This is a genomic window from Leifsonia sp. NPDC014704, assembly GCF_043083605.1.
Classification (GTDB): domain Bacteria; phylum Actinomycetota; class Actinomycetes; order Actinomycetales; family Microbacteriaceae; genus Leifsonia.
On record NZ_JBIBYW010000002.1, the window covers coordinates 1,202,445 to 1,216,779 of the forward strand.

The 14,335-nt window shown below is 71.1% G+C and carries 15 protein-coding genes; 7 read left to right on the plus strand and 8 right to left on the minus strand.

Annotation, left to right across the window (positions count from 1 at the left end):
* Nucleotides 1-99: 99 nt before the first annotated feature.
* The 6 genes from ACF1AJ_RS17300 to ACF1AJ_RS17325 are packed head-to-tail and all read right to left on the minus strand — an operon-like array spanning nt 100 to nt 5,944.
* The gene (locus tag ACF1AJ_RS17300; RefSeq protein ID WP_391508471.1) at nt 100-1,623 is read right to left on the minus strand and encodes an ATP-binding cassette domain-containing protein; all 1,524 of its coding nucleotides are present in this window, start codon (nt 1,621-1,623) and stop codon (nt 100-102) included.
* Nucleotides 1,620-2,510 carry an ABC transporter permease gene (locus ACF1AJ_RS17305; RefSeq protein ID WP_391508472.1) on the minus strand — a complete coding sequence of 297 codons (891 nt, stop codon included), beginning with the start codon at nt 2,508-2,510 and terminating at the stop codon, nt 1,620-1,622. Before ACF1AJ_RS17305 ends, ACF1AJ_RS17300 begins: the two co-directional genes overlap by 4 nt.
* A gap of 1 nt (nt 2,511) precedes the next feature.
* Nucleotides 2,512-3,225 carry an ABC transporter permease gene (locus ACF1AJ_RS17310; RefSeq protein ID WP_391508473.1) on the minus strand — a complete coding sequence of 238 codons (714 nt, stop codon included), beginning with the start codon at nt 3,223-3,225 and terminating at the stop codon, nt 2,512-2,514.
* Nucleotides 3,192-3,551: a hypothetical protein gene (locus ACF1AJ_RS17315; RefSeq protein ID WP_391508474.1), complete on the minus strand. Its 360-nt coding sequence runs from the start codon at nt 3,549-3,551 to the stop codon at nt 3,192-3,194. The genes ACF1AJ_RS17310 and ACF1AJ_RS17315 overlap by 34 nt, the downstream gene beginning before the upstream one ends.
* Before the next feature lie 21 nt (nt 3,552-3,572).
* Nucleotides 3,573-5,120 carry an ABC transporter substrate-binding protein gene (locus tag ACF1AJ_RS17320; protein ID WP_391508475.1) on the minus strand — a complete coding sequence of 516 codons (1,548 nt, stop codon included), beginning with the start codon at nt 5,118-5,120 and terminating at the stop codon, nt 3,573-3,575.
* A gap of 29 nt (nt 5,121-5,149) precedes the next feature.
* A complete protein-coding gene (locus ACF1AJ_RS17325; RefSeq protein WP_391508476.1) occupies nt 5,150-5,944 on the minus strand; it encodes a DUF427 domain-containing protein in 795 nt (264 codons plus the stop codon).
* A 146-nt stretch (nt 5,945-6,090) separates the two neighbouring features.
* On the opposite strand from ACF1AJ_RS17325, the gene ACF1AJ_RS17330 reads away from it, so the two are divergent.
* The 3 genes from ACF1AJ_RS17330 to ACF1AJ_RS17340 are packed head-to-tail and all read left to right on the plus strand — an operon-like array spanning nt 6,091 to nt 9,781.
* The gene (locus tag ACF1AJ_RS17330) at nt 6,091-7,119 is read left to right on the plus strand and encodes an LLM class flavin-dependent oxidoreductase (protein ID WP_391508477.1); all 1,029 of its coding nucleotides are present in this window, start codon (nt 6,091-6,093) and stop codon (nt 7,117-7,119) included.
* On the plus strand, nt 7,116-8,447 hold the full coding sequence (locus ACF1AJ_RS17335) for an LLM class flavin-dependent oxidoreductase (RefSeq protein WP_391508479.1): 1,332 nt from the start codon (nt 7,116-7,118) through the stop codon (nt 8,445-8,447). The genes ACF1AJ_RS17330 and ACF1AJ_RS17335 overlap by 4 nt, the downstream gene beginning before the upstream one ends.
* Nucleotides 8,444-9,781 (plus strand): NtaA/DmoA family FMN-dependent monooxygenase, encoded by a 1,338-nt coding sequence (locus ACF1AJ_RS17340; protein WP_391508480.1) that lies wholly within the window; start codon nt 8,444-8,446, stop codon nt 9,779-9,781. The genes ACF1AJ_RS17335 and ACF1AJ_RS17340 overlap by 4 nt, the downstream gene beginning before the upstream one ends.
* Here ACF1AJ_RS17340 and ACF1AJ_RS17345 read toward each other — a convergent pair.
* Nucleotides 9,767-9,961 carry a hypothetical protein gene (locus ACF1AJ_RS17345; RefSeq protein WP_391508481.1) on the minus strand — a complete coding sequence of 65 codons (195 nt, stop codon included), beginning with the start codon at nt 9,959-9,961 and terminating at the stop codon, nt 9,767-9,769. The two genes, ACF1AJ_RS17340 and ACF1AJ_RS17345, sit on opposite strands and share 15 nt — an antisense overlap.
* A gap of 66 nt (nt 9,962-10,027) precedes the next feature.
* The gene (locus ACF1AJ_RS17350) at nt 10,028-10,447 is read right to left on the minus strand and encodes an SRPBCC domain-containing protein (RefSeq protein WP_089914641.1); all 420 of its coding nucleotides are present in this window, start codon (nt 10,445-10,447) and stop codon (nt 10,028-10,030) included.
* Between the two features lie 246 nt (nt 10,448-10,693).
* Between ACF1AJ_RS17350 and ACF1AJ_RS17355 the strand changes: the two genes are divergently transcribed.
* The 4 genes from ACF1AJ_RS17355 (at nt 10,694) to ACF1AJ_RS17370 (ending at nt 14,326) form a co-directional block, all read left to right on the plus strand.
* Entirely contained in the window at nt 10,694-11,257 is a 564-nt protein-coding gene (locus ACF1AJ_RS17355) for a flavin reductase family protein (RefSeq protein WP_391508482.1), read from the plus strand.
* Nucleotides 11,258-11,339: 82 nt separating this feature from the next.
* Nucleotides 11,340-12,434: an adenosine deaminase gene (gene add / locus ACF1AJ_RS17360; protein WP_391508483.1), complete on the plus strand. Its 1,095-nt coding sequence runs from the start codon at nt 11,340-11,342 to the stop codon at nt 12,432-12,434.
* An 11-nt stretch (nt 12,435-12,445) separates the two neighbouring features.
* Nucleotides 12,446-13,159, plus strand: coding sequence for a GntR family transcriptional regulator (locus ACF1AJ_RS17365; RefSeq protein WP_089914632.1), 714 nt, complete (start codon nt 12,446-12,448; stop codon nt 13,157-13,159).
* Nucleotides 13,160-13,303: 144 nt separating this feature from the next.
* Nucleotides 13,304-14,326 carry a BMP family ABC transporter substrate-binding protein gene (locus ACF1AJ_RS17370; RefSeq protein WP_391508484.1) on the plus strand — a complete coding sequence of 341 codons (1,023 nt, stop codon included), beginning with the start codon at nt 13,304-13,306 and terminating at the stop codon, nt 14,324-14,326.
* The last annotated feature ends 9 nt before the right edge of the window (nt 14,327-14,335 follow it).

The following is a 14,335-nucleotide window of genomic DNA, read 5'->3' on the forward strand; positions in this document are numbered from 1 at the left end:
CGTCTGTCGATCGCGGTGTACCGAGGATAAAAGGGGATGCGAGTCCGCGTCATCCGAGCCGTCACACGGTGAAACACTCGGCCGCGACGCGGGTCCTCTCTACGCCAGCGCCGCCCGCAAGGTGGTCGCCGCCTGCACGAGTTCGCGGGTGTACTCCTTCTTCGGGGAGTGGATCACCTCGTCCGCCGGGCCCTCCTCCACCACCCGGCCGGCGTTGAGCACGACGATCCGGTCGGCGAGCGAACGCACGACGGCGAGGTCGTGGCTGACGAACAGGTACGCGACGCCCGTCCGATCCCGGAGGTCCGAGAGCAGGTCGAGGATCCTCGCCTGAACTGACACGTCCAGCGCCGAGGTGACCTCGTCGCACACGACGAGCGGCACGGGCCCTGCGAAGGCGCGCGCGATGGCGACCCTCTGTTTCTGGCCGCCGGAGAGTTCGTGCGGGAGCTTGTCCAGCGTGTGGCCGGGGAGTCCGACGGTGTCTGCGAGTCGCACCGCGTCCGTGTCGCCGCCGAGCAGGCGGATGGAGCGCGTGAGCACCTGGCGCACCGTCCGCCTCGGGTTGAGCGACGCATCCGGGTTCTGGAACACCACCTGCACCGGGATGCGTGCCGTCGTGTGCACGATCCGCTCGCCCTGATGCGAGGTCAGCCCGGCGGCGATCCTGCCGAGCGTCGACTTGCCGCTGCCGGACTCGCCGACCAGGCCGACGATCTCGCCCGCGCCGACGGTCAGGGAGACGCTGTCGAGCGCCCGCTTGCGCCCGAAGTCCTTCCGCACGTCGCGCAGCTCCAGCAGCGGCGAGGGGGCACCGGGCCGACGTGAGGTGCCGCCGTCCAGCGAGGGGAGGGCCGCGACGAGGTCGCGCGAGTACGAGTGCGTGGGCCGCGTGAGCACGTGAGTCGCCTCCGCCCTCTCGACGATCCTGCCGCGCTGGAGCACGGCCACCTCGTCGCAGTGCGACGCCACCAGCGGCAGGTTGTGGCTGATCAGCAGCGTCGCGAAGCGCTTCTCCCGGCGCAGGCGCTCGATCAGGGCGAGGATGCCCGCCTCCACCCTGCTGTCGAGTCCGGTCGTCGGCTCGTCGAGGATCAGCAGCCGCGGGTCCGTCGCCAAGGCCATCGCGATCACCACGCGCTGCTGCTGCCCGCCGGAGAGCTCATGCGGGTAGCGGCGGACGATCTCCTCCGGGTGGGGAAGGTCGACGTCGCGGGCCGCGTCGATCGCGGCCGCCCGAGCCTCAGCGCGCGAGGTGCCGCCGACGCGGAACACCTCGGCGAGCTGCGCGCCGACGGTCGCGGTGGGATTCAGCGCGAGGCCGGGCTCCTGATAGACGACCCCGATCGAGTCGGCGCGGTATCGCCGCAGGCCCTCCCTGTCCAGCAGCAGAACACTGTCGCCGGCGACCTCCAGGCAGTCGGCGGCGACCGTGGCGTTGGCGGGCAGGTACCGGGTGAGGGCAAGCGCGATCGTGCTCTTCCCCGACCCGGACTCGCCGACCAGGCCGTACGACTCCCCGGCGTGGATGGTCAGGTCGACATCCTCGACCACGCGTCGGCGGTCGCCGTCGATCGTGTAGTCGACGTGAAGACCCTCGACGCGGACGACGGGTTCGCTCACCGGTCCAGCACCTCCTTCAGGTTGTCCGCGATCAGGTGCACGGCGACGACCAGGGACGCGATCGCGGCGGCGGGGAACAGGACGGTCCAGCTCGCACTCTGCAGGTAGGCGCGGTTGTCGCTGATCGCGAGGCCCCAGTCCGGAGACGGCGGTGACGACGCGAGCCCGAGGAAGGACAGCGACGACGACAGGAAGATGGCCGCCGCCAGGCTGAGGGTCGCCTGGACGAGGATGGTAGGGAAGACGTTCGGCAGCAGCTCCCGGAGCAGGATGCGAGTGGTCGACTCCCGCTGCAGCTTGGCCGTCACGATGTACTGCTTGCCCATCTCGGTGAGCACCGCCGCGCGGACGATGCGCGCGATGCCGGGCGCGAACACCAGCCCGACCGTGAGGATGAGGGTCGGCACGCCCGCGCCGAACGCCCCGACGATGACGAGCAGGAAGATCAGCGTCGGCAGGGCGAGGAACACGTCGAAGACACGCATGAAGGCCGCATCCACCCAGCCGCGCCGATAGCCGGCGATCAGGCCCATCGTGCTGCCGAGCGCCGTCGCCAGGATGACCCCGGCCGGCCCGATGGCGAGCGCGGGCTCGGCGCCGGCGAGCGCGCGCGCGAACACATCCCGGCCGATGTCGTCGGTGCCGAACCAGTACGCGCCGGAGGGGGCGGCCAGCTGGTGGCCGGTGTCCGCGAACGGCTGCAGCCCGAACCAGCGCCAGCCGACGGCCGCGACGACCCAGAACAGCACGACGACCGCACTGACGACGAAGGTCGGACGCCGCAGCAGGCGCACCACCACCCCGCGCCGGATGCGCGTCTCTGCCGTGGTGAGGGCGGCTGTGCCGGGCGTTCCCGTGGCGGTCAGCCGGAGGTCTTCGATCGCCATGTCACTCCCTCGAGTCGAATCGGATGCGCGGATCGACGAGCGCGAAGACGACGTCCGTCAGCAGCAGCGCGAGCAGTGAGATGACGCCGGTCACCATGACGCCGGCTTCGAGCAGCACGATGTCCTTCTTCTGGGTGGCGGTCACCAGCAGGGCCCCCAGCCCGGGGTAGCCGAACAAGGACTCGACGATGGCGGAGCCGCCGAGGAGCGTGCCGAGGTAGATGCCCAGCAGCGAGATCGTCGGCACGAGCGCGTTGCGGGCGACGTGCGAGCGCACGACCTGGGCGGGCCGAAGCCCCTTGAGCACGGCCGTCCGGTGGTATTGGGAGGTGAGGGTGTCGAGCGTGCCGGTCCGCACCATCCTGACGAGTACGGCGAGGTACGCGAGGGCGAGCGTCACGGCGGGCAGGATCATCGCCCGCAGGTGCAGCAGCGGGTCGGAGGACAGCGCGTCCGCCGCGGAGCTGACCGGCACCCAGCCGAGCCAGACCGCGAACACGATGAGGAACACGATGCCGATGACGAACTCCGGCACCGCGGACAGCGACATCAGCACGATCGTGATCACGCGGTCGGTCCGCTTGCCCTCCCGGTAGGCCTGCACCGCGCCGAGCGCGATCGCGACCGGCACCATCAGGGCGAAGGCGAGGGCTCCCAGCAGCAGGGAGTTGCCCAGGCGGCTCAGGATGAGCTGCGAGGCGGGCTCCGCGTACACGATGCTGGTGCCCAGTCGCCGGTGAGGAAGCCGCCGAGCCAGTGCAGGTAGCGCTCGACGATGCCGCCGTCGAGCCCGTGCTCCGCGTTCCACGCCGCCACCTGGGCGGCCGTGGCGTACGGGCCTAGCGCGTTCCGTCCGGGATCGCCGGGGACGACCTGGACCAGCCAGAACACGAGCACGGACACGACGAGCAGCACGAGCGGGATCTGGACGGCGCGCCGCCCGATCACGCCCGCCAGCGCGAGATGGCGCGGCGGGAGCGACGACAGCCCCCGCCGCCGCGCCGGATCGCGGTCGCGGAGACGGGGGCTGGTCGTTGTCATGTCGGTCGTCCTCTCGGCGGGTCAGCCCGTGATCGAGATGCCCTTGAAGGAGTAGCCGGTGTAGAAGTCGAGAGCGCCGGGGAACTGCCCGTGCACCCGCTTGTTCTGCAGCACCTTGGCCTTGGCGAAGGTCGGCACGATGACCGCGAGGTCGTTCCACTCCGTGGAGGCGATCTCGTTCACCAGCTTCTGCCTGGTCGCTTCGTCGGTCGCCTTGTCGTACGCGGCCGAGGTCGCCTCCAGCTGCGGGTTGGAGTAGTGGGAGGCGTTCCACGCCGCCCCCGCGGTGAAGATCAGCGAGATGTACTGCGACGGCGCGCGCACCGCCCAGTTCGTGATCGTCAGTGGGGCGTTCAGCCAGGGCGAGTCGGCGCCGTCGGCGTAGTACTGCTCGCTGGTGAGCACCTTCAGCCCGACCTTGAAGCCCGGGACGGCGTTGAGCTGCTGCTGCAGCACCTCGCCGTAGAGCTTGTTGTCGGTGGTGATGTCGAACGACACCGTCTTGCCGCCGAGCAGCTCGGCGACCTTGGCCGTGTCCTTCTCGCGCTGGTCGAGCCCCTGCGGCTGGACCGGGTAGTCCGGGAAGTACACGGTGTCGTTCGCCACGACCGCGTTGCCGCCGTAGACGTTCTTCACCAGGCCCTTCCGGTCGATCGCCCACGCCACGGCCTGGCGCACCTTCGGGTCGGTGAAGGGGGCGGCGGTGACGTTGAGGAAGATGCCGTCGAACTTGTTGTAGCCCGAACTGACCTCGGTGTAGTCGGAGGCCTTGACGGCGGCGGCGACCTCGCTGGTCTGGTCGATCCTGTCGATCTCACCGGCCTGGAAGGCGAGCAGCTCGGCCTGGCTGTCGGCGTAGACCTTGAGCTCGACCCCGGCGACCTTGACGTCCTTCGCATCCCAGTACTTCGGGTTCTTCGAGAACTTCGCGCCCTGGCCCGGCGTGTACTTGTCGAGCACGAACTGGCCCGCGCCGACCGGATGCTTGAGCCAGTTCCCCGGGGTGTAGCCGGCCGGCAGGATGGCGGTGTTCGCGCCGGTCAGCAGCCGCGGGAAGTCGGAGAACGGGCGGTCCAGCGTGAAGGTCACGGTCTGGTCGTCGGACCCGACCGCGACGGACTTCAGGATGCCGTCGAACGAGCTCTTGCCCGGCGACGTGCTGTCGGCCGCCGTGATCGCCTGGAACGTCGAGACGACGTCCTTCGCCGTCACCGGAGTGCCGTCGTTGAACTCGGCGCCGTGGCGCAGGTCCACGGTCCAGGTGAGTCCGTCCGCGGACGGCTTCCACGACGTGGCGAGGCGCGGGACGAGGGCGCCCTTCGCGTTGAGGCTGATGAGCCCCTCCTGGGCAAGGCCGGTGAGCAGCATGGCGTTGTAGTCGGCGGCCGTCAGCGGGTCGATGTCACCGCCCGGGTCGGAGATCGGGATGCGGTAGGTCCCGATCGCGCCCCCGGTGGACGAGGACGACGCGGGGGTGGTCGCGCAGCCGGCGAGCAGCACGACGGCCGCGGCGACGGTGGCGGCGAGCGCAGTGATGCGCTGTCGGGGGATTGTGGTGGGGGTGGTCATGTCCGGGTTCTCCTGGTGGGGGATAGGGGTCAGGCGGGCACGCCGTCGACCGTCAGGTCGAGGCGCTCTGTGTAGAAGGCGATGCGCCCTGCGATGGCGATCACGTCGGTGGACGGCTCGCCGTAGGTCCAGGCGATGTCGTCGAGAGCTCCGTCCGCGGTGCTCCAGTAGCCAGTGGTGTGGCCCTTGTACGGACACTCGGTCAGCGTCGTGGCCGGGGCGAGGAGGTCGAAACGCACGTGCTCCGGCGGGAAGTAGTAGCGCGGGATGAGGCCGGTCTCGTACACCACGACCGTCTCGTCGCTGTCGGCCAGCACGACGCCGTCGCGCGAGACCGTGACGCGGCGGCTGCTCGGCAGGGCGTCCACCCGGCTGAACGGGTCTCGGGGGTGGGCGAACACGGGCTGCTCCTCCTCCAGCCAGCGGTCGAGCACGCCGGGGAACCAGCTCACGCCGAGGAAGCCGGCGAGCTCCGGGGCCGGCCAGCGCCAGGCCGCATGCTTCACGACCCGGTCGCCGACGTGGAGGTCGAACCACTGCGCCGGCGGCCGGCGCGGCCGGTAGTAGCCGAGGTCGCCCTCCGGCGCATCCGTCTCGACCAGCAGGTCGGTGCGCACGTCCTCGAGCGGGAAGCCGTACTCGGGCACCTTGTGGCGCGGCTCCCAGACGAGGAGCTGGCGGTGGCTGTCCACCACGGCCGTGCCGTCCACGAAGCCGCGGACCCAGCGCTCGCTGGGGTGGAAGCTCCACACGTCCGGGTAGGCGGGGAACCGCTGCACGAGGGTCTCGGTGACCGGCGGTAGCCAGGTCTGTTCGTTCGACATGGGGAGAACCCAAACCCGTCGTGTCCGTGCGGCGCCAGCCCTGGCGACACACAACGACATTTCCGACACACGGCGAAACACGGCGAGACGGAGCGGCCGCCGCCGTGTCTACAGTGGCGGCCTTCCACGAGAATCGGAGCCCCGCCGTGACTGATCGGATCGTCGACGCGCCCCTGCAGCTCGGCCTCTTCGCGCACTTCGCCGAGGAGTCGAGCGAGGCCGAGTCGTACCTCGAGTTCCTTCGCCTGTTCGAGCATGCCGAGAAGGCCGGCTTCGGCTACGCCTGGGTCCGGCAGTTCCACTTCCGCAGCTCCGGGAGCACCCGCTCCGGCGGCCTCCCGTCGCCGTTCGTGCTGCTGGCCGCGCTCGCCGAGCGCACCGAGCGGCTGCGTCTCGGCACGGCCGCGATCACCCTGCCGCTGGAGGACCCGGTGCGCGTCGCGGAGGATGCGGCGGTGCTGGATGCGATCAGCGGCGGCCGGCTCGAGCTGGGGGTCGCCAACGGCGTCGGCGCCCCGGGAACGGCCGAGGCGCTCGGCCGGTCGCTGCCGGAGGACCGCGACGACCGCCGGCAGCGGTTCCTCGACGCTCTCGACGTGCTGCTCGGCGCGCTCCGCGGCGATCCGCTGACGGCCGACGGACACACCCTCGCCCCGGTCGCGCCGAGCCTGACGGAGCGCATCTGGGAGGCGACCCTGACCGCGGAGAGCGCCCGGGCCGCGGGGGAGCGCGGCTACGGCGTGCTGGTCGGCACCACGCAGACGGTGCCGGCCGAGACGACCGCCGCCGCCTACCTCGACGGGCTCCCGCCCGGGGCCCTCCCACGGCTCGGTCTGTCCACCCTGGTCCTCCCCGCCCGCACCCGGGAGGAGGCGCTGCGCGGCGCAGAGGAGGGCATCGAACGCAAGTGGGCGTGGGGCAAGGACTTCCTGCCTCCAGCGACGACACTGGCCGAGAAGGCCGCGTCGCTCGGGCTGCATTACGGCACGACGGACGACATCGTGGAGTCGATCGCCACGCATCCCGCCTTCCGGTCCACGACCCACCTTCAGGTGCAGCTGGAGCTGGTCTACGGCAGCTTCGCGCAGCGCCACGACGCGCTCGATCAGTTCACCGCCGAGATCGCGCCGGCCCTCGGCTGGTCGTCGCCCGCTCTCGTGGGGGTCGGACGATGACCGCGCGGCATCCCCTCGTCCTCGGCGCCGGGCTCTTCTACCCGGGCGGGGAGCACATCACCGGCTGGCGGTCGCCCGCCGCGGAGCCGACCCGCTACCTCGAGCTGGACTACTACGCGGACTTCGCCCGCACGGCGGAGGCCGGGCGGTTCGCCACGGTGTTCCTCGCCGACGAGCTGTACGTCTGGGACCGTTACGACTCCGGCGTCGACCACGGCGTCAACATCCGCCCGGAGCCGCTGACCCTGCTCTCCGCGCTCTCGCAGCTCACGACCAAGATCGGCCTTGCGGCGACCATCTCCACCACGTACAACGAGCCGTACCACGTCGCCCGCAAGCTCGCCTCGCTCGACTACCTGAGCGACGGCCGGGCCGCCTGGAACCTCGTGACGAGCGCGAGCGACGAGGAAGCGCGCAACTTCGGCCGCGACGCCAACCTGGATCACGAGGTGCGCTACCGGCGCGGCGAGGAGTTCGTCGAGGTCGTGCACGGCCTCTGGGACAGCTGGGACGACGACGCCTTCCCGCACGACAAGGCGACCGGCATCTTCGCCGACCGGGACAAGGTCCACGTGCTCGGGCACGAGGGCGAGTTCCTGTCGGTGCGTGGGCCGCTCAACATCCCGCGGCCGCCGCAGGGACACCTCCCGCTGTTCCAGGCGGGCGCTTCCGAGGCGGGACGAGCGCTCGCCGGCCGCACGGCGGACGCCGTGTTCACGCTCGGCTCGGACGATCTCGACGAGGGGCGGCGGCTCTACAAGGACTACAAGCTGCGCGCCCGTCGGGCGGGACGGGACCCCGAAGCGGTGAAGGTGCTGCCCGCGCTACAGCCGATCATCGGCCGGACGCAGGCCGAGGCGGAGGAGAAGCTGCGCCTGCTGGAGGAGCTGACGCCGGAGCGCGTCGCCCTCGACCTGCTCTCGCACTGGCTCGGGGAGGACCTCGGCCGGCGCGAGCTCGACGAACCGTTCGTCTTCGACGCCGACCCGGAGGGCTTCAACCAGTCGAAGTCGCTATATGCATCCATCCTGAAGGTGCTGGGCGAGCGAGAGTTCACGCTGCGCGAGCTCTACCGGGAGGTGCTGCGCCGGCGCTTCGTCCTCGGCACGCCGGACTCGCTGGCCGACCGGCTGGTCGAGGCGTACACGGAGCGGGCTGCAGACGGCTTCATCCTGATGTTCCCCACGCTGCCGGACAGCCTCTCCGACTTCGTGACCGAGATCGTCCCGCGCCTGACCGACCGGGGCGTGTACCCGGCCGAGTATGCCGGGGACACACTGCGCGAGCACCTGGGGCTCGCCCGACCGGAGAGCAGGTACGCTGCATGACCAGACGCATCCACCTCGGCGCGTTCGCCTTCCACCCGGGCGGCGCGCACGTCACCGGCTGGCGGCACGAGACCGCACGGCCCGACCGGCACCTGACGATCGACCATTACAAGCACTTCGCGCAGACCGCGGAGCGCGGTGTCTTCGACACGATCTTCCTGGCCGACGGACTCTACTTCTGGGATCGCCACCCTTCCGGCGTCGACCACTACGGGCAGCTGCGGCTGGAGCCGCTCACGCTGCTCTCCGCGCTGTCCGTGCACACGAAGCACATCGGCCTGGCGGCGACGATCTCGACCACGTACAACGAGCCGTACCACGTCGCTAGGGCGCTGGCCTCGCTCGACCACCTGAGCGGCGGACGCGCCGCCTGGAACCTCGTCACCTCCCGCTACGACGAGGAGGCGCGCAACTTCGGCGGCGACAGCCACCTCGACCACTCCCGCCGGTACGAGCGCGGCGAGGAGTTCGTCCGCACCGTCGAGGAGCTCTGGGACAGCTGGGACGACGACGCCTTCCCTGCCGACAAGGAGAGCGGGATCTTCGCCGACCGCTCCCGCCTGCGCACGGCCGATCATCGCGGCGAGTTCTTCACGGTCCGGGGTCCGCTCAACATCGCACGGCCCGTGCAGGGCTACCCGGTGCAGTTCCAGGCCGGCGGCTCGCCGGCCGGTCAGCACCTCGCCGCCGTGACCGCGGACGCGGTGTTCGCCGGGTACCGCCCGCTGCCGGAAGCGCAGGCGTTCTACCGCGGGCTGAAGGAGCAGGTGGGCGACGCAGGGCGCGACCCGGACGCGTTCCACATCCTCCCGACCCTGCAGCCGGTGGTCGGGCGCACGCGCGCCGAGGCGGAGGACCTGGCCGAGAGCCTCCTCGCCTCCACGCCGGACGCGCTCATCGTCGAGGACGTGTCGCACTCGATCGGGCAGGACCTCACCGGCCGGTCGGCCGACGAGCCGTTCGAGTACGAGCAGCAGATCGACACCTCGAACGAGTCCCGGTCGCCGAACCGCCGCGTCGACGCCCTCCGGGCCCCGACCGGCTCGCGGACCCCGCGCGAGGTGTATGCACGGACGTTCCGGGAGGGGATCGTCGTCGGCACGGCGACCGACATCGCGGACGAGATCGAGGAGCGGGTGGAGGGTCGCGCCGCCGACGGCTTCATCGTCCAGTCGCTCACGCTGCCGTACAGCCTGGACCGCTTCGTGGAGCTGGTGACGCCCGAGCTGCAGCGCCGTGGGCTCACCCCCGAGCAATACACGCCGGGCACCCTGCGCGACCGCCTCGGGCTGAAGCGCCCGGAGCGGAGCGGGGCGCTGTCAGTGGGGGTGTGACCCGGTTCCCGGCTCGCGCCGGTCGGCCTCGGGCTCGGTCCGGGCGGCGTGCTCACGTCGCTCGGACGGCCCGGGATGCGGCCATCCGATGAGCCGCACGTCGTCTTCTGGGCAACCGTCCCGGGTGCCGACGCGCTCGGTCAACGGTCGTGCGCAGACCCACCAGTGATCCAGGCTCATGGCGATCCTCCTCCGGCGATGTGGAGGCAGGCTACGCCGATGGGAACGCCGTGTCGCCCGCGCCCGTCACAAAGCGAAAAGTCGCAGCGCGGCGAGCCGGGCCAGTTGTGCGGAGAGCTCGGCGGAGTAGGCATCCGCGTGGCTGCCCGGCACCTTCCAGAGCACCGCCTGCACGCGCGAGCCGCCGTCGGCGGCGGAGACGAAGAACTCGAGCTCCGATCCGGGGAAGACGACCGGGCTCTCCTGCACGGCATCCCAGGCGATGAGCAGCCGCCTCGGGATCACGACGTCGAGGATGTGACCGGAGGCGCTCCTCCCGTCGCGCACGATCTCAAGCGAACCACCAGGGCGGAGGGAGACCTCGGCCCGATCGGCGAACCAGCGGCCGAGGAGCGAGGGTTTCGTCAGCGCGTCGAACACCACCGCCGGGGCGGCCGCCACGGTCGTCTCGGCGCGCACTTCGGCGACGTCGTCGTTCGCGAGCATCTCGTCACCTCCGACGCGACGGCGGGAGTCGAACCCGCAACGCCCCTGGTCTGCTGCCGGGGCCCGGGACCGCCCGGATCGCCGCGATGCGACCACGTTAGGAGGAGCCGATCACGACGACCAGGAAACGTTGCGAAAGATGAACCGGCGTAAAGCGGCGTAACACGGGTGCACGCCACTGGCGCGGTGGGGCGCATGATGAGCGCCACCTGTCCCGTGCCCTGAGCACCCGTCGGAGGAGTGTCCATGACCGAGCTGCGAGCCGCAGAATCCACCGCCGTCGACGAGCAGCCGGCCGCCCGGTTCCCGCTGGGCCTGACCGCCGACGAGTTCAAGCTCGCGTTCCGCAACCATGCCGCGGGTGTCGCGGTCATCACTGCGGACGATGGAGAGGGCCCGGTCGGGCTCACCGCGACGAGCGTCTTCTCGGTGAGCGCCGAGCCTCCGTTGCTGGTCTTCTCGATCTCGGCGCACTCGTCGAGCGCGCCGACCCTGCTCCGGGCGGAGAACGTGGTGGTCCATCTGCTGGCGGAGGACCAGCTCGACCTGGCGCAGCTGTGCGCCACGAGCGGGGTCGACCGGTTCGCCGACGCCGGCATCTGGACCCGGCTGGTGACGGGCGAGCCCTACTTCCCCGCCGCGCACGCGTGGATCCGCGGTCGCGTCGTCGACACGATGAGCGCGGGGAACTCCACCATCGTGGCGGTGCACGCGCTGCAGTCGCACGTGCGCGAGGAGGCGGCAGCGCCGCTGGTCTACCACAACCGCACGTGGCACAGCCTCGGCAAGGCGTCGCGGCTGCCCGTCTGACACAGGGCGACCCGAACTTGTCAACAAGCCGCGGCGGCGAATAGAGTCGGCGGGCCACCCGCCGAAAGGACCGCCCTCGCCCATGCCCGCCGACGCCGTCGCCTCCACACTGCCCGCAACCCGCGCCGCCGGGCCCGCCCGCCGGATCGACGAAACCTGGATCCGCGCACTTCCGAAGGCGGAGACGCACGTGCACCTCGAGGGCAACTTCGAACTGGTGGATCTGCTCGACCTCGCCAAGGCCGCAGGGGAGCGCCTGCCCGGCCCCGCGGCCACGCTGTTCGACGTGTCGACGCACGACGCGAGCGACGGCTCCGGCGACCTCGCGGACTTCCTCCGGTTCCTGGACTGGGAGTGCGGGCTCGTCCGCACCGCCGAGCAGGCGGCCCGGCACGCCTACACTTTCGCCGCCCGCCAAACCGCCTCCGGCATCGGCTACACAGACGCCATCATCAACCCGACCCATTGGGGAGCGTGGGCGGGACGCGTCCCCGAGCTCTTCGACGCGCTGGCGGCCGGACTCGAGCAGGCGGAGCAGGACGGCCTGGCCGAGGTCCGCCTCTGCTACTCGCTGCTGCGCCAGCAGTCGGCCTCCGAGGCCCGCGAGGTCGTCGAGTGGCTGCGCGACGCGCGCCCCCGTCGCGTCGTCGCCCTGTCGATCGACGGCGACGAGCGGTCGGCGGGACGCGTCAGCGGCCGGTTCGCCGAGGCGTTCTCGCTGGCGAAGGAGGCCGGTTTCCGGCGGACGGTGCACGCCGGGGAGTCGAGCGGGCCCGAGGGCGTGTGGGACGCCATCCAGTTGCTCCACGCCGAGCGCATCGACCACGGGGTGCGGGCGGTGGAGGACCCGGAGTTGCTGCGCTACCTTGCCGACACGCAGATCCCGCTGGGTGTGTGCCCCCGGTCGAACGTCGTGCTTGGCATCTACGACGACTGGCGGGACCACCCGCTCGTCGAGCTGCGCGACGCGGGCGTCAACGTGACGATCAACACCGACGACCCGGCCCCGCTCGGCACCACGCTCGAGGCCGACTGGGCGGTGTGCGCGGAGACCTTCGGGCTCGATCAGGACGACCTCGTCGGCTTCGCCCGGGCCTCGATCGCGGCGAGCTTCGCCGACGACGCCACGAAGGCCCGGCTCGAGGCGGGCCTGCGCCCGTCGGCGCTCAGCCGCTAGATTCGGAGACTGTGACCGACCGCAGCCTCCACAACCAGCTCCTGCGCGAGGTCAGGGAGGCGGCGGCGGCCAACGCACCCCTCCCCGGTGAACTGGAGCTGACCGCCCGGCTCGGCTGCACGCGTCAGCAGCTGCGCAACGCCCTGGCGGAGCTGGAACGGCAGGGCATCCTCCGCAGGCGGCAGGGTGCACCGACCACGGTCGACCAGGTGGGCCTGCGCATGAGCGTGCGGCTGGAGGACCAGTTCGAGCACACGGTGCTGCTCTCCCGCATGGGCTACGAGGCCGAGGTCGAGATCCTGCGGTCGGAGGTGGAGCCGCTCCCCCCGTCGATCGCCGCGCTGCTCGACGCGGAGCCCGGCAGCCCTGCGCTCCGCAGCGTCAAGCGCTGGCGTGCGGACGGCCGCCCGGCGATGCTCGCCTCCGGCTACCTGCTGCTGCCCGACGGCGCCCCGCGGGAGCTCGACGACTCCGTGTTCACCGCCGTCACGCAGGTGTGGAACGAGTCCCTGGTCTGGGAGGTGGCGACACCGGGTGCAGCGGCTCTCGACGCCGGGCAGGCCGCCCTGCTGGAGCGGCCGGAGGGCACGCCGGTGATGACGTTCGAGCTCATCGGCGTCTCCGTGAGCGGACGCCGGCTGTTCTACGCGTTCGAGCACCACCTCCCGGAGGTCGTCCGCTATTCGTTCGCCCGCACGGTTCGGCCGCCGTGGGACGGGGTCTGAGCCTCTGATCCGTCGCTCGCGGCGGAGTGTGGCGTTTTGTTTCGGGTCGTATCGCGCCGATCGCGTGGGCTGGGCAAACTTATCGACAAGTTGCGCACCCACATTCCGTGACTGCCCCCTCACACCCGACGAAAGGCGCCCGCCATGAAGCTGCGCTCCCTCCTCACTCCGTTGCTCGCCGTTCCCGTCGTCGCCGTGCTGGCCGCCTGCTCCTCGGGGGCGTCGGCCGGCGGCGACGCGACCTCCGCCCACGAGTTGAAGGTCGCCGTCGTGCTCGGCGGCCTGGCCAACGACGGCGGATTCAACCAGTACGCGGCCGACGCCGCCCACGCCCTCGAGAAGAAGGGCGAGATCAAGGCCCAGATCCGCGAGTCCGTGACGAGCTCCTCCGACGCTGAGGCGGCGTTCCGCCAGTACGCCTCGCAGGGCTACGACCTCATCATCGGCTGGGGCCTCGATTTCGCCAACTCGGTCTTCACCGTGGCGAAGGAGCAGCCGAAGGCGCACTTCGTCGCGACCGGTTCCGTCGACATCCTGAAGAAGGCCACCGCCAACGTCGAGACCTGGACGTACGCGAGCGACCAGCAGGGCTACCTGACCGGCTGGGTGGCGGGCAAGTCCGGTCTCTCGCCGGTCGGCGTCGTCGACGGCCAGCTGGCGCCGTTCAACGAGACCACGTACAAGGCGCTGACCGTTGGCCTCAAGGCCGCGAACCCGTCGGCGACCGAGCTCAAGCCGATCTTCACCGGCAGCTGGGAGGACCCGGCCCTCGCGAACCAGGCCGCGAAGGCGCAGATCGCGGCCGGCGCGAAGCTGATCGTCACCGGCGCGGAGGGCTACACCCCCGGCGTGCTCTCCGCGGCCAAGGCGGCCGGGATCGCCACCCTCGGCGCCTCGAGCACCTCCTCCTCGGACGCGAAGCAGGTCAACATCGGCCTGGTGAAGCTGGACTTCACGCCCACCCTCGAGGAGATCGTCGGTCACCTCGACAAGGGCGACTTCGGCAAGCACTCGTACACGTCGACGATCGCCAACAAGGGCCTGATCCTCGCCGACATCAACGCGGTGGATGCCGCGCCGCAGCTGCCGAAGGACATCGCCGCGCAGGTCGACGAGCTCGCGAAGAAGCTCGCCAGCGGCGAGGTGACCATCCCGTCGGTCGGCTGATCGAACCGG

Excerpts from the sequence above, each read along its gene's own strand:
- ACF1AJ_RS17305 (WP_391508472.1), bottom strand. The coding sequence starts at position 2,510 with ATGGCGATCGAAGACCTCCGGCTGACCGCCACGGGAACGCCCGGCACA.
- ACF1AJ_RS17315 (WP_391508474.1), bottom strand. The coding sequence starts at position 3,551 with ATGACAACGACCAGCCCCCGTCTCCGCGACCGCGATCCGGCGCGGCGG.
- ACF1AJ_RS17320 (WP_391508475.1), bottom strand. The coding sequence starts at position 5,120 with ATGACCACCCCCACCACAATCCCCCGACAGCGCATCACTGCGCTCGCC.
- ACF1AJ_RS17325 (WP_391508476.1), bottom strand. The coding sequence starts at position 5,944 with ATGTCGAACGAACAGACCTGGCTACCGCCGGTCACCGAGACCCTCGTG.
- ACF1AJ_RS17335 (WP_391508479.1), top strand. The coding sequence starts at position 7,116 with ATGACCGCGCGGCATCCCCTCGTCCTCGGCGCCGGGCTCTTCTACCCG.
- ACF1AJ_RS17340 (WP_391508480.1), top strand. The coding sequence starts at position 8,444 with ATGACCAGACGCATCCACCTCGGCGCGTTCGCCTTCCACCCGGGCGGC.
- ACF1AJ_RS17345 (WP_391508481.1), bottom strand. The coding sequence starts at position 9,961 with ATGAGCCTGGATCACTGGTGGGTCTGCGCACGACCGTTGACCGAGCGC.
- ACF1AJ_RS17350 (WP_089914641.1), bottom strand. The coding sequence starts at position 10,447 with ATGCTCGCGAACGACGACGTCGCCGAAGTGCGCGCCGAGACGACCGTG.
- ACF1AJ_RS17355 (WP_391508482.1), top strand. The coding sequence starts at position 10,694 with ATGACCGAGCTGCGAGCCGCAGAATCCACCGCCGTCGACGAGCAGCCG.
- add (WP_391508483.1), top strand. The coding sequence starts at position 11,340 with ATGCCCGCCGACGCCGTCGCCTCCACACTGCCCGCAACCCGCGCCGCC.
- ACF1AJ_RS17370 (WP_391508484.1), top strand. The coding sequence starts at position 13,304 with ATGAAGCTGCGCTCCCTCCTCACTCCGTTGCTCGCCGTTCCCGTCGTC.